This window comes from Acinetobacter guillouiae, from assembly GCF_002370525.2.
Taxonomy (GTDB): domain Bacteria; phylum Pseudomonadota; class Gammaproteobacteria; order Pseudomonadales; family Moraxellaceae; genus Acinetobacter; species Acinetobacter guillouiae.
The window spans coordinates 2,282,792-2,296,227 of the sequence record NZ_AP014630.1; the positions used below are offsets into that span (position 1 = coordinate 2,282,792).

Consider the following 13,436-nt stretch of genomic DNA (forward strand, 5'->3'; position numbering starts at 1 on the left):
GTGGCAGTGGATTGAATCAATCAACGCTTATCAATTTATTTAAGCAGTTGCTTTAATGACTTCTGCAACAGATGTTGCTACATAATCAATATTTTTTAAATTTAAGCCCGCTGCACACATACGGCCACTACGTAGCAAATAAATGGCATATTGATCTTTCAATATATCCACTTGTTCAGCCGTTAAACCTGTATAGCTAAACATGCCTTGTTGTTCTGTAAGGTAATCAAAATTACGACCAGGTAAAGCAGCGGTTAATTTTGCCTTTAATAGTTCGCGCATTTGGATGATACGCTCACGCATTTCTTTAAGCTCTGCATGCCATTTTTCAGTTAATGTTGCATCATTCAATACATTATCAACCACTAAGGCACCTGTCGTTGGAGGGCTTGAGTAGATACGGCGTACAGTTGCTTTAAGCTGACCTAAAACTTTTTGTGCAGTTGCTTGGTCATCACAAATAAAGCTTAAGCCACCAACACGCTCACCATATAGTGAGAAAATTTTAGAGAATGAATTGCTTACAATGAAATTCAATCCTGACTTGTCTAAAGCACGAATTGCATAAGCATCTTCTTCTAAGCCTTGACCAAAACCTTGGTAAGCAATATCTAGGAATGGAATTAAATCACGTGCTTTCAATACTTCAATTACACGATCCCATTCAGCTGGTGTTAAATCTGCGCCTGTTGGGTTATGGCAACAAGGGTGAAGAAGAACAATGCCTTTTGCAGGGATTTGCTGTAAATCCTCTAACATGCCTTCAATATTGACACCATTGGTTGCTGCATCAAAATAACGGTAGAAATGTGAATTGATTCCTGCACCATTAAAAATTGCAATATGGTTTTCCCAGGTCGGTTGGCTCACCCAAACATCAGATTCAGGAAAGTATTTTTTTAGAAAATCTGCGCCTACTTTAAGTGCACCAGAACCACCTAGCGTTTGAATGGTCACTGCACGACCATCTTTACGTGCTTGGCTATCTGCACCTAAAACCAGTTTCTGGGTTGCTTCGTTATAAGACTTTGAACCATCCATCGGTAAATAAAGCTTTACCTTGTCATTGCTTGGTTCAATATTTTTCAAAGCCGCTTTTACAGCGTCTAACTGAGGAACAATTGTGTCCTCATTATAATAAAGACCAATACTTAAATTTACTTTGTGTGTCCGTTCATCCTTACCAAAGGCTTCCATTAGAGAAAGAATTGGATCACCTGCATAAGGATCTACATGTTGAAACATGGTCTAAAGTCCTAAATCAATCGAAAAAATCAAGTCTGATAATATAGGTAATTCAAACCCCGACTCAACAGTAGATTGAGGTTTATTTTTTATTATTTATTCAACTTTAGATTAGGGTCTGTAGACAATTCGTCTACGTTTGCGACTACGTGTGTTTTTTAGGCGATACTAGGCGCGAAATATGAAATTTAGTCATTCTAAATGATGAGAAACAACGTTTCGCAAGGTAACTCGTAGCGGCAAAAAACACACAAGTCCCCGCTGCGCCTTGCGCTGCAAACAAAGCAGTGCTTTGTTCTTGCTCAGGGTTGTGGCTAAAATTATCTCAGCCTTCGTTATGAAACTCGAAAATAGTCTCGCTATTCTCTTCGTTTCCTGCCTTGCCTGCTCAATTTTAGTTTACAACGCAAGCCATTTATGAAATGTCAACAGACCCTAAGCTCATCGCTCATTTGTCTATATTTATAGCCAAATGTGTATTCTCTACAAAATAGAGGATAAATAAGATAAAACTTAAACAGTGTATCAAGTGCGGTATTGAAAGAGAGATAGTTAAGATATTGATTGTTTTTAGGTCGCAGTATTGTTAATGAATGATAAAACTATTGTTCTGCATTTCTCTTCTTGTCATCATAGTGCAAGCGCAATATTTAAATTCTGGATGGTTTTTAATGTTACTGAATTATCAATACGATCAAGCTCAAGATAGCCATGGAACTCAAAAAACCACACTGGTATTGATTCATGGATTATTTGGAAGTTTAAGTAATTTGGGCATTATTGCACGTGAATTTCAAAGCAAATTCAACTTATTGCAAATTGATGTTCGAAATCATGGCCATTCTGCACATTCAGATGAAATGAATTATCAATTGATGGCTCAGGATGTTTTGCAAACACTTGATCATTTAAATATTGAAAAGTTTATTACGATTGGACATTCTATGGGTGGAAAAATTGCAATGAAACTTGCAGATTTAGCGCAAGATCGTATGCAAAAAATGATTGTCTTGGATATGACACCTTTTGCATATCAAGAAAATCACCATGATCAAATTTTTAAAGCCTTATTTGCGGTTGAAAATGCACAAATTGAATCTCGTAAAGAAGCAACAGAGATTATGCGTCAATACTTAAAAGAAGAAATGGTGATTCAATTTTTATTAAAATCATTCAGTAAGGGAAAATGGCTGTTTAATGTCCAAGCCTTATTTAATCATTATGCTGATATTTTAAGCTGGGAAAATCAGCAGGTGAATCCTATTCCAGCATTGTTTATTAAAGGTGGAAACTCACCTTATATTTCAAAAGCTGAACATTTTTCTGCAATCGAAACCCAGTTTAGTCATAGTCAAGTTAAAGTCATTGAACAAGTCGGGCATTGGTTACATGCTGAAAAACCGGCTGTAGTCAATCAAATGATTTCTGGGTTTATAGAATGAGGTTTTAGACTCTGAATAAATTAAAACAGCATATTTAAAGGTAATATGCTGTTTATAAATGATTGTTTTATAAGCACTACCAGTTCTTTAGTCCAGTAGGGTCAAGAAAGTGTCTTGGTTTTGAATTTTCCATTGAGTACTAGATATGAAATTAGACCTAAAACCAAACCCCAAAATGCACCCCCAACACCAAATAAACTGATATTGGCCGTCGTTGCGAGAAAGGTAATGAGTGAGGCTTCTCGGCAATCAATATCACTCATCGCATTTGCAAGACTTCCAGCAATTGTACCTAATAATGCAAGTCCTGCTAGAGTGCTTATAAAAGCGACTGGAAACGCTGCAAAGACAGCTGCTAACGTTACACCAAAAATTCCAACAAGAATATAAAACACACCTGCGGCAATCCCTGAAATCCAGCGTTTTGATGGATCTTCGTGGGATTCCTTTCCAGTGCAAATTGCAGCAGTGATCGCAGCAAGATTAAATGCATGTGAACCAAACGGAGCCATGAGGAACGAGCCTAAGCCTGTCACGATAAGAATCGGTTTAGCATTGGTGTGAAAACCATCATTTTTAAGAACCAGTAAACCTGGCATATATTGTCCTGTTAAGGTAATTAAAAATAAAGGTAGGGCAACACTCAGTATCGAGTTTATAGAAAAAGTTGGTGTGGTAAAAATAGGCGAGGCTAATTTTAGTTCAAATCCAGAGAAATCAATCCGTGATTGTAAAAGTAAGAAAATAAAGCCAAAAATCAAGACACTAATAATGGCAAATCTTGCAGAAAAACGCTTGGTAATTAGGTAAATAAAAAATAATGAAATTGCCAAAAAAGGATCAATTGTCATATTGGTAAAGGCAGCAATCCCAAATTGCAATAAAATACCTGCCAAGAGACCAGAGGCAATACCCGTTGGAATTAGACCAATCAATTTTTCAAAATAGCCCGTAATTCCCAAGATCACAAATGCCAGTGCAGAAAGTAAATATGCGCCAATTGCTTCGGAATATGGCACAGTTACAAGCGTCATAATTAAAAATGCAGCGGCAGGCGTAGACCACGCAGTGATAATGGGTTCGCGGGTATACCAACTTAATAATATTCCTGTGATACCAACCCCAATAGAAATAGACCATACCCATGAGGCAGTGAGTTCATGGCTAAGACCAGCCATCTGTGCAGCTTGGAAGATTAAAATAAAGGTACCACCATAATTAACAATGACCGAAATTAAACCAGCCATAATGGGGGGAAGAAAATCATTAGAATGATGTTGAAAAGACATAAACTCTACCCCTAAGATTTAAAAAAGAAGTAGTAGAGTGTATTTTTAATGTGGTATTGCCATAAGATACACTTTTAATATTTTTTAAGGTACCAGTTTGGTGATATGATTTTATCGACTGCTTTTTTTAACTCTGGTAAAGGTGAAGGCGTTAAGAATGGTTTTTATTATGTTTTATCTACTATGATTTGATTTTAAGAAGTAATTTTTGCTGGAACAAAATTGTTATTTTTACTAAAAAATAATTTTAACAACTTGTTTATAAACAAGTGCTCTACAAAAGTAAGCCAATCATAACAAAGATAAATCACTTAAAATCATGATAACATATTGAAAATCCAAGTGAATGCAACTTGAATTTCATAGATCGTACAATATAAACAGTTATTACAATTAAAATACTATTGAAACAATAATTCAATAATAAATATGAGTTTATCCTCTAAGATTGAATATTAAATAAATTTTTCGATAGGATAAAAGTATGAGCCATAGTAAGCAACTCACCATATTTGATGTCTTAAAATTTAGTCATGAAAAGCAAAGAGAATTATCTGATAAGTTAATTGAAACTACTGGCAATTCAGAAGAAAGAAAGCATTATTTCTCATTGTTGAAAAATGAATTATTTGCACATGCTGTAGCTGAAGACAGGTATTTTTATATACCTCTTATGATGACAGATGCAGGTTTGAATATTACAAGGCATGCTCTGTCTGAGCATCACGAAATAGATGAGCTACTTGAGCAACTTACTGAAAAAGAACTCAATAATCCGAGTTGGTTACGTATAGCAAATCAGCTACGTAAGCTTGTACATCATCATTTAGATGAAGAAGAGCATAAATTTTTCCAACAATCTGGCAAAATTTTAAAAGATGATGAAAAACTAAGCTTAGCTAAAAAGTATCAACATGAATATGATAAATATATTGATAAAGACAAAACGAGTTTAGTTCATCAATGATTTAAACTTTTTAAAATTTAGTTAGATAAGGCAGATTTGAAAATGATCAAATCATATTAATTGTTTTGTCTCTTTTCTCAGCTGTTTCGGTTCACTCAATCTTTATAGGAAGCTGATCTTTAAAGATTGAGTGAAGCATGGCGCTCACTCTGAGGGCAGTTTCATATAACTCTAATTATGATGAACTAAGAAGATAGTAAAGGATTCTTTTTTTCAAAAAAAATTTGTTTAGGCATTAATTCGGAGAAATAACCCTCAAATACTAGTTGAGTTCGTTCCCTAAATTCATATATCAATGGTAGTTCCAAATTCTCTATTTTAAAGGAGTCATTCATATCTAAATGAGAGCTTATGGAAAGCATAATTAAGCTAAAAATCCTAAATAGCTCCCAATCTAATATAGCAGATGAATTCCTTTCAACATTATAAATTCCCCATTCTAAAAGCCAATATTCCTCCATATCCCATATTTTTTCTTCGTGCAACTTTCCTATAAATGATAAGTTTTCATATAAGTCATTGTGAGGAAAATTGCGCTGTATAATTTTTTTTGCATTCATAATTTATGTTCTTTAAACACTATCTAAAATTAATTTAATAAAAATTTTACGAAATTCTTGAATTACTTTAATAATATCTCATAATTTACAGGAATGTGAAAGCAACTGATGAACATGTAATTGATGTATAAAGATTGAGTGAAGTAGATGTATATTCATCTGAGTGAGGGCTAATTCATCTAGGACCCATTATATTAAATTTGATAATATTGTATTTTAAAATCTGCTAAACACTGAAGATAAAAATGCCAATCAAATTGATTGGCATTCCTGAAATAGCAAATTACTTTAGGTAAAAGCTATAATGTTTGCCACTAATTTCTTGCTTCTTCTGAATTTTTATTCAAAATTACGTTTCCATCTTTAATTTCACTCACCCAACTAATGGAATCAGATGATGTTCATCATCACTTCGAGTCAATTTAATTGAATCTTGTCCCTCAAGATGATCAACCTTGCCGATCTGTGTACCACATGAAGCAATAACATCAGCGTGATTTTTAATACTCTCAACATTGATAGAAGTCATGTGATTCTTTCCTATTGAAATGTGATTTGAATATCCACCATAGCCTAAAGATTTCAGAGAGTCTTGAAATGAAAAGGAAACACCACAAGACCCTCCAAACAATTACCTAAAGTTGTCACGTTGCTACATAGTAATGTCTTGAAATAAAAAAATCGCAGTATAGTTTTTTATAGTAAATTGTTTTTATTGATTATTTTTGTGAATTTTAACACTTCTATTAAAGTTTTGACAAAACTAAAAGTGCATTTTAATTGAATCATTAAAATGCACTTTTGCTTTGAAACAGAGAAAATAAAGCGGTTATTTATCATCAAGAATGATAATAAATGACAGACTAAGTGGAGACTTAAGCTTCTAGAATATATCTCATTGAATCGGTTCAACATGAGTTCAAATGTCATTACATGAACCTGTATATTTCACTTAAGGAGTTGAAAATGTGGAAGATACTGGTAGGTGTCCAATAAAATATTGATCAAACTACCAATAACATAATAAAAAAATAATATTTCTAATGAATATTCAATAACTTGTATTGAACTTATAGCTTTTTAACTTTAGTAATGCGATTTTTTAAATAGTTGGGACGGTGTAAAAAGATGAGTTGTAATTTGATCTGCTTGAACTTTTCTAAAAATAGTTTGGTAGGTATTAAATTTTGAAATCCGTTTATCTTCAGTATAAGAATAATCCATAATATTATCCGTAAAACCTTGATGAAGTCTCATTTTATCATTTTGAAATGTATGTAATAAGCCTAATGTATGACTTAATTCATGCGCAATCACATCCATGTAGGGTGGAGCATCAGCATATATAACGACTGATTTTCCCCATTCTATATCCTTAGTTTTATATAGAGGATCTATGTCTGGTTCTCGTTTAAAAAGTCGAGTATCAGCCTCAAAACTCGCAGATCCTTCAATGACTGAGCCAGGCTCAACCATTGTCATAACTTCTTTCTTCAGGACAGGATCATAAATCTTCTCATAAATAGGCTCATATCTCATTGCGATTGGTGCAAAAAAGACATATCTGTGAGACTCATAAGATGAATTTATGGGTAATAATTTAAAGTTCTTTGTTTCATATAATTTCAATAATTCTGCTTTAAATTTTTCACTATTATCCTCAACTAAATAAGTGACTTCTCCATCTGCGGTATCTTTTTTATGAAAATCATTCACTGGAACATATAGCTGGTCTGGATCTCCAATTTTAGTTTCATCTTCAATCTTGATTTTTTCTGACCACCATTTTTTTACAAATTTTTGGACTTCGGAATCAGTTTTAGCAAGGCGATCTAAATCAAATACTTCTTTTTTAACTACATCTGCAATCATTAAACATTGGTTAAATATTCTATTTTTTAATTCCCATTCATAATTTTTCGGTTTTTTTAAAATTTTTCCATTTACTTTAACATCAACCATAATTAATTTAATCACAAAAATTTCTTTATTCTTAGCGACTAAAAGCATACCCACATTTTGTATTTTTCCTGACTTTTTTGCTTGTACCAAAATATATTCATTTTGGCTCAATGCGTCTCCTGAACAAATAATATTAATAGCTTTTTTCTTTTTATAAGAAAAACGTTTTTGTGTTGCTAATTGTTCTGAAATTCGACCAGAGTTGATAAAATTTGCCAGCGGTTCTTCAACCATCTGAGACTGTTGGTTTTTTTCAAATGTTGAAATTTTTAGACAGGGATTTGAAGACTTAAAAATTAGAATACTGCCATCATCAGTTAAAGGGCTTTTATCATCATCTGGACTTTGATGAATCTCTAAATCAAGATCAGCGCCTTGACTATTGATTTGATCGCTGCCTAATGTTCCAGAACAATTTGTTGCAAAAATGGATAGCCAAGCGGGTAAATAAAGACCTTTATTAATAAATACACCTCTAGTACCATCGAATTGTTTGTTAAGCATTTGTCGCACACTGTGATCATAATCTTTAATTACGGTATCTTTTTTATTTTCATCAGTATCGATAATTGTTAGTGGATATATATACTCATCACGAATCCAGTCAAAACCAAATTCACCATTATAATCTGCTGCAACAGGCTCCCCAATTTTATAAGGACGTCTAAAGTGTACAAAGAAATTTCTTAAGCATGTCTGGCATACACTACCTTTCTCTGGGCTAGATTCAATGCTCATCATTTTTTATTATTACTCCAATTAATCAAGATCTTTCATCTATATTGATATCAAACAAAACAGTAATCTAAAAAATTTTAACTAATTAAAGTGTAAAAATTATTTGTCATTTTGTTTAAATTTAGGAAAATACTACTTAAGTATTTGATATTTATTCTTAATAACTTAAATTAAATAAATTATTTTCTTGGAATTTATTTTACTACTCAAATAATTATCTATCAATTGGTGTTTAGCCAATTTGTTAAAGAGTGAGAAGAATGTTAATTGAACATCTATGTTTAGATGATAGGCTCAATAATAACGATATATAAAACAGTAGAATAAATTCAAATTTGTTAAATCCTTATGTGCTAAGATATTAAAAATACGTAGCAATCTAAGCTTATGCGTGCTTTTCCTATCCAATACAGACTGAGTGGATTCTACTTTTGGTATTATTCAATAGTTGGAACTTTTTTGCCGTATTGGAGCTTATATCTTCAAGATCAAGGATTTAATTATAAAGAAATCGGATTACTGTCCTCTATAGCCATTTTAACTCGTATATTTGCACCTTTTATTTGGGGATTTATCGCAGATAAAACGGGCAAACGAATGTTGTGGGTACGTGTGGCAACCTGGGTGGAAGCTACAATCTGGTTTTTGATTTTTATTATTCCCAACAATATGCAATCAATTGCATTTCTGATGTTGATTTTTAGCTTCTTTCAAAATGCCATACTTGCGCAATTTGAAGGTGTAACGCTGTTTTGGCTGGGTAATCAACATACAGCATTGTATGGAAAAATTAGAAAATGGGGTTCTATTGGATTTATTATTGGCGTATTTAGTATCGGTGCGATTTTAGAAGTTATTGCAATTCAATATTTACCAATGATGTTGTTATGTATTGCATTTACAGCTTTTATTTGGTCCTTTTCGATTAAGGAACCTAGCGCAGCACCGAGTGCACAAAAAATATTAGAGCCATTGCTTCCCATTCTAAAAAGACCAGTGGTTTTTTCATTTTTTATCATTGAATTTATTATGCTTTTTGCACAAGCACCATTTTATAGTTTTTATAGTAATTATTTAAAACTTGCTGGTTACAGTACAACTCAGATTGGCTTTTTATGGTCAGTTGGTGTGATTGCTGAAATTATCATGTTTAACTATGCAAATTTCTTCCTAAATCGTTTTTCATGGCGAAGCTTAGTCGCACTTTGTTTAATCATGACCAGTATTCGATTTATTTTGGCAGGTTTATTTTCAGAAAGTTTCATTATTCAATTTATTTCTCAAACTTTTCATGCATTTAGTTTTGGTTTATTTCATATTATTGCAATGCGGGTCATTTTGCAGAACTTTGCAACCAAACAACAGGGCAGAGGGCAAGCACTATACAGTACCATGTGGGGACTTGGCGTTGCATCTGGCAGCATCTTAGCTGGGCAATATTGGGAAAAATTATCAGGAGAATATATTTTTATCCTTGCTGGACTTTCAGCATTGCTTGGTTTGCTATTGATTAATTTTTTACCTAAAACATTACAAACGATTCAAAGATAAATGAATCTCTTTGCAGAAAAGAGATTCAAAACATTCAAAACGATACTGTACGGGTTAATTTAGTAAATAGACAATCAGGTGTACAATAAAAGGTCCAACCAATACCATAAAAATACCAGCTAAAACCATGGTTAAACTGGCAATAACACCTTCATCTTTATCACGCATATAAGCTTTACTTGTACCAAAACCATGTGCTGCATTACCCAAAGACGCACCTTGTGCAAAACTTGATTTCAGTCTTAAACCGCCTAATACCAAATCACCAATTAACATACCAGTTACCCCAGTAATCATAGTGAATAAAATCACCAGTTCAACTGAACCGCCGATATGGGTTGTTAACTCCATTGCAAATGGTGTAGAGATTGAACGTGCCATTAGACTATAGGTTGTTGTTTGATCAAAATGAAATAATTTAGCAAGGTAGAATGCACTGATCATCCCAGCAAGCATACCAATGACCACACCCATAGAAATTGAAATGAGATGTTCTTTAATGATATGGCGATATTCAAAAATTGGGATTGCAAAGGCAACAGTTGCAGGCCCTAACATCCATATAATCCACTGACTATCAAGCATATAAGCATCATAAGAAACATGTGCTGACAGTAAAATGGTGATTAAAACAATCGGAACCAAAATTGCTGGAGATAAAATTAAGTATGGAAATTTACGATAAAGCTTTTTGACCAACACATAAGCGACTAATGTGATCACTAGGCAAGATATTGAAATGGCAGACATTATTTATCTCCCTGTAATACATGTACGGTTTTATGAACATGACGTTGTTTCAACTTCCGCTCTAGTTTAAAACCTATATGCACACTATAAGCAGTAAATACCATCACACAAATTGTACCCAGTACAACCACAACAATCAGTTGCCAACCTTCAGTGATAAATAGGTTTTTATATTTCATTAACCCGATAAAACAAGGAATAAAAAATAGTACCAATTCACCTAGAATGAAATCTGAGCCTGATTTAATCCAATTTAACTTAAAAATACCTGTCATGAGTCCAATCAAAACCATAAATAAGCCAATCACAGCTGCCGAAATAGGTAAATTAAATTGTTTTTGAATGATTGAACCAATCCACCAAATCAAAATTAAAAGCCCAATTTGCAGTGTGACTTTATAAATTGATGAAATTTGGTGGCTTTGAGTACGCGTAGACATTTTATTGCAGATATTTTAAAAAGATGAGTTATTTTAGTTGCAAATATCACAGCATATTATGAATAATTAAACCATAATTATGCTTTTTTGGAATAATTGATGGACATTAAAAATCTTAAAATTTTTGTAGAAATCGTCAATTGCGAAAGTTTTACTTTGGCTGCCGATCGTTTGTTTATGACACAGCCTACAATCAGTAAATCAATTAAACATTTAGAAGAAGAACTTGGCACAGCTTTGTTTAAAAAAGGTGAAGCTGGAAGAAAAAGGGAAGTTGTACTTACCTATATTGGTGAATTAATTTATCAACACGCTTTAAATATCTTAAATGAACAAAAGCAAATATTTGAAAATATTGATCAAGTACAGCAGTTAAAAAAAGGTAAATTAACCATAGGCTTACCACCATTAGGTTCGGTATTACTTAGTCCTTTAATTGCTTTATTTCACCAAAATTATCCTGATATTCAATTGAAATTCTTAGAAGTTGGTGCCAATGGTATTGAGGAAGCAATTGCTGATAAAAGTATTGATGTTGGGATTTTACTCGGTAATTTAAGGCCAAGTTTTGCGGCAATTCCTGTGATAGATTCACCAATGTGTTTGTTAGCAAGGAAAAATTCACATTGGAATCAACGAGATTCAGTAAATTTGCATGAACTTAAAGAAGAAACTTTTTTACTTTACGCTGATTCTTTTACCTTAAATAAGATGATTATACAGGCTGCAAATTCTGTAGGTTTTGAACCAAAAGTGGTGTGTAAAAGTAGCCAGTGGGACTTTATCACCAAAATGGTGGAGTTTAATATGGGGATCGCCATATTGCCCAAAATTTATTGTGATCAGTTAGATCAAGGGAAGTTTTGCTCAGCAATCCTTAATGAGCCTAAATTACATTGGACATTGAGTATGGCTTGGAATACGACTGTAGCAATGAGTCCAGCAACAAAAGCTTGGTTAACGATTGTAGAGATGCATCGAGATAAAATTCATTTCTAGATTGATTGATAGCTTTTAAGTCTTAATAAATTGAGATTGGCGTGGCTCAGGTTAAATTTTATAAATATTAAAACTATTTATATCAATTACTTAATTTATATTATTTCGCATAATGTATATTATGTTAAATAATGCATTATGTAAGTTGCCTACTCATATGTTGTTTGCAATGGCTACCTAATTATTAGAATTTGACTAATTTATATTTAGAAAAAAGTTAACTAGAAAATTACGCTTATTTTCTATGTTAATTACGCTTAAATTCCAACCCTCTCATTTTTCAACTAGCTCAGGTTATAATGGTGGTCTCCCAAAATATGGTTGATCTATTATGAACGCCTCCAATGACCCTCTACACGGCAAAAAACTTGCTGACATTTTGGATGAATTATTGGATTACTACGATGGTTTTGAAGGCTTAAGTCGTAAAATTGAAATTAGATGTTTTTGCATAGATCCAAGTGTTAAGTCATCATTGCGATTCTTACGTACCACACCATGGGCACGTGAAAAAGTAGAAAGCTTATATTTGTATGTCTTACGCCAAAAAGCCAAACAGAAATCGTAGCTATCAAACCCTGACTCAGCATAATATTTTATACCAAATACTAAAACTACACTTATTGAATAGTCATCGATTTTGTAGACACCTTTTAGTTAGTGGTGGACTACCACCACTCTCCTAGACAAATTTAGTCTATAGCTCAGCAACTTGAATCAGTAAAATTATATTCAAGTTGCTGAATAATATAAGTTATGCAGAAATCAGATTGCTACTCGACTTTGTATGGTTATGACTTCAATGTACTTTCATGTTTGCTTCAGTTAAATAAGCTTTCTTCGATGTCTTATTCCATAAACACAGTTCTTGCCCTGTTTTGTTTTTCATATGTGCTTGCGGATATTTTCCTTGAATCAAGAGTGCCGAATATCCAACACGATCATCAAATAGCATGACATTGCTTACTGTCTTGGCATTTTTAAGTTGACTTGCTTTTATACAAGCCGCTTTTATTTCCTGATCATGCTTGTTCCATGCCTGCTCGGAACTTCCAAAAGCTACGCTAGTCACAGCAGAACTTGCCACAAAACCGAAAATAGAAAGATATTTTAAAAATATACGATATCTCAATATCATGATGATTATCCTGTAAATTCGAGTGTCTGGATCTATACTGAAACAATCTGATGAGAGAATCTAGCACTTTACACATGTTGTAACAGCAGATATTCAGGATTACACATATCTCTGAAAAGTTGTCCGTGATTTAGATTTTAAAATATAGATCAAAGATTTAAAAATAGTTCTATTCTATAGAAGCATTACCTGACTCACGTGATTCCATACAGTGATCAATAATTTCTAGCGTCTTATTGGTTGCCGAAATTATAATTATGACTATTAATTAAAGCGCTAACTTTGCTGTGTGGCCCTGTCTATGTGATGCTATAGCATGTGATCTTGAAAAGCCCATCCCTTTTTAAATATATCT

At 33.1% G+C, this 13,436-nt stretch carries 12 protein-coding genes and 1 pseudogene; 5 read left to right on the plus strand and 8 right to left on the minus strand.

Annotated elements, in window-relative coordinates; genetic code table 11:
• Positions 1-39: 39 nt before the first annotated feature.
• A complete protein-coding gene (locus tag AS4_RS10565; RefSeq protein WP_096734101.1) occupies positions 40-1,245 on the minus strand; it encodes an amino acid aminotransferase in 1,206 nt (401 codons plus the stop codon).
• A 671-nt stretch (positions 1,246-1,916) separates the two neighbouring features.
• Between AS4_RS10565 and AS4_RS10570 the strand changes: the two genes are divergently transcribed.
• Positions 1,917-2,687, plus strand: coding sequence for an alpha/beta fold hydrolase (locus AS4_RS10570; protein WP_096734102.1), 771 nt, complete (start codon positions 1,917-1,919; stop codon positions 2,685-2,687).
• A 101-nt stretch (positions 2,688-2,788) separates the two neighbouring features.
• Here the strand turns inward: AS4_RS10570 and AS4_RS10575 are convergent, their stop codons facing one another.
• Positions 2,789-3,976: a benzoate/H(+) symporter BenE family transporter gene (locus AS4_RS10575; RefSeq protein WP_096734103.1), complete on the minus strand. Its 1,188-nt coding sequence runs from the start codon at positions 3,974-3,976 to the stop codon at positions 2,789-2,791.
• Positions 3,977-4,460: 484 nt separating this feature from the next.
• Between AS4_RS10575 and AS4_RS10580 the strand changes: the two genes are divergently transcribed.
• Positions 4,461-4,943 (plus strand): hemerythrin domain-containing protein, encoded by a 483-nt coding sequence (locus tag AS4_RS10580; RefSeq protein WP_096734104.1) that lies wholly within the window; start codon positions 4,461-4,463, stop codon positions 4,941-4,943.
• 185 nt (positions 4,944-5,128) lie between these two features.
• Here AS4_RS10580 and AS4_RS10585 read toward each other — a convergent pair whose 3' ends face one another.
• The 3 genes and pseudogenes from AS4_RS10585 to AS4_RS10595 form a co-directional block, all read right to left on the minus strand.
• Positions 5,129-5,503, minus strand: coding sequence for an Imm41 family immunity protein (locus AS4_RS10585; RefSeq protein ID WP_096734105.1), 375 nt, complete (start codon positions 5,501-5,503; stop codon positions 5,129-5,131).
• Positions 5,504-5,817: 314 nt separating this feature from the next.
• Positions 5,818-6,032: pseudogene (locus AS4_RS10590) on the minus strand (DUF2171 domain-containing protein).
• A gap of 557 nt (positions 6,033-6,589) precedes the next feature.
• Positions 6,590-8,206, minus strand: a complete 1,617-nt coding sequence (locus AS4_RS10595; protein WP_096734106.1) for a hypothetical protein — start codon at positions 8,204-8,206, stop codon at positions 6,590-6,592.
• Positions 8,207-8,590: 384 nt separating this feature from the next.
• On the opposite strand from AS4_RS10595, the gene AS4_RS10600 reads away from it, so the two are divergent.
• Complete coding sequence (locus AS4_RS10600) at positions 8,591-9,754, plus strand: MFS transporter (RefSeq protein WP_096734107.1); 1,164 nt, start codon at positions 8,591-8,593, stop codon at positions 9,752-9,754.
• Between the two features lie 54 nt (positions 9,755-9,808).
• Here AS4_RS10600 and AS4_RS10605 read toward each other — a convergent pair whose 3' ends face one another.
• Positions 9,809-10,504, minus strand: coding sequence for an LrgB family protein (locus AS4_RS10605; protein ID WP_096734108.1), 696 nt, complete (start codon positions 10,502-10,504; stop codon positions 9,809-9,811).
• Positions 10,504-10,944 (minus strand): CidA/LrgA family protein, encoded by a 441-nt coding sequence (locus AS4_RS10610; RefSeq protein WP_004821498.1) that lies wholly within the window; start codon positions 10,942-10,944, stop codon positions 10,504-10,506. Before AS4_RS10610 ends, AS4_RS10605 begins: the two co-directional genes overlap by 1 nt.
• 99 nt (positions 10,945-11,043) lie before the next feature.
• Here AS4_RS10610 and AS4_RS10615 point away from each other — a divergent pair, with 99 nt between their 5' ends.
• Together AS4_RS10615 and AS4_RS10620 are read left to right on the plus strand one after the other, a co-directional pair.
• Positions 11,044-11,943: a LysR family transcriptional regulator gene (locus tag AS4_RS10615; RefSeq protein WP_096734109.1), complete on the plus strand. Its 900-nt coding sequence runs from the start codon at positions 11,044-11,046 to the stop codon at positions 11,941-11,943.
• A gap of 331 nt (positions 11,944-12,274) precedes the next feature.
• On the plus strand, positions 12,275-12,511 hold the full coding sequence (locus tag AS4_RS10620; protein WP_004720475.1) for a VF530 family protein: 237 nt from the start codon (positions 12,275-12,277) through the stop codon (positions 12,509-12,511).
• Positions 12,512-12,742: 231 nt separating this feature from the next.
• On the opposite strand, the gene AS4_RS10625 is transcribed toward AS4_RS10620, so the two are convergent.
• Complete coding sequence (locus AS4_RS10625; protein WP_096734110.1) at positions 12,743-13,081, minus strand: hypothetical protein; 339 nt, start codon at positions 13,079-13,081, stop codon at positions 12,743-12,745.
• Positions 13,082-13,436: the final 355 nt, after the last annotated feature.

Coding starts and splice junctions, on each gene's coding strand:
- AS4_RS10565 (WP_096734101.1), bottom strand. CDS start 1,245: ATGTTTCAACATGTAGATCCTTATGCAGGTGATCCAATTCTTTCTCTA.
- AS4_RS10570 (WP_096734102.1), top strand. CDS start 1,917: ATGTTACTGAATTATCAATACGATCAAGCTCAAGATAGCCATGGAACT.
- AS4_RS10575 (WP_096734103.1), bottom strand. CDS start 3,976: ATGTCTTTTCAACATCATTCTAATGATTTTCTTCCCCCCATTATGGCT.
- AS4_RS10580 (WP_096734104.1), top strand. CDS start 4,461: ATGAGCCATAGTAAGCAACTCACCATATTTGATGTCTTAAAATTTAGT.
- AS4_RS10585 (WP_096734105.1), bottom strand. CDS start 5,503: ATGAATGCAAAAAAAATTATACAGCGCAATTTTCCTCACAATGACTTA.
- AS4_RS10595 (WP_096734106.1), bottom strand. CDS start 8,206: ATGATGAGCATTGAATCTAGCCCAGAGAAAGGTAGTGTATGCCAGACA.
- AS4_RS10600 (WP_096734107.1), top strand. CDS start 8,591: ATGCGTGCTTTTCCTATCCAATACAGACTGAGTGGATTCTACTTTTGG.
- AS4_RS10605 (WP_096734108.1), bottom strand. CDS start 10,504: ATGTCTGCCATTTCAATATCTTGCCTAGTGATCACATTAGTCGCTTAT.
- AS4_RS10610 (WP_004821498.1), bottom strand. CDS start 10,944: ATGTCTACGCGTACTCAAAGCCACCAAATTTCATCAATTTATAAAGTC.
- AS4_RS10615 (WP_096734109.1), top strand. CDS start 11,044: ATGGACATTAAAAATCTTAAAATTTTTGTAGAAATCGTCAATTGCGAA.
- AS4_RS10620 (WP_004720475.1), top strand. CDS start 12,275: ATGAACGCCTCCAATGACCCTCTACACGGCAAAAAACTTGCTGACATT.
- AS4_RS10625 (WP_096734110.1), bottom strand. CDS start 13,081: ATGATATTGAGATATCGTATATTTTTAAAATATCTTTCTATTTTCGGT.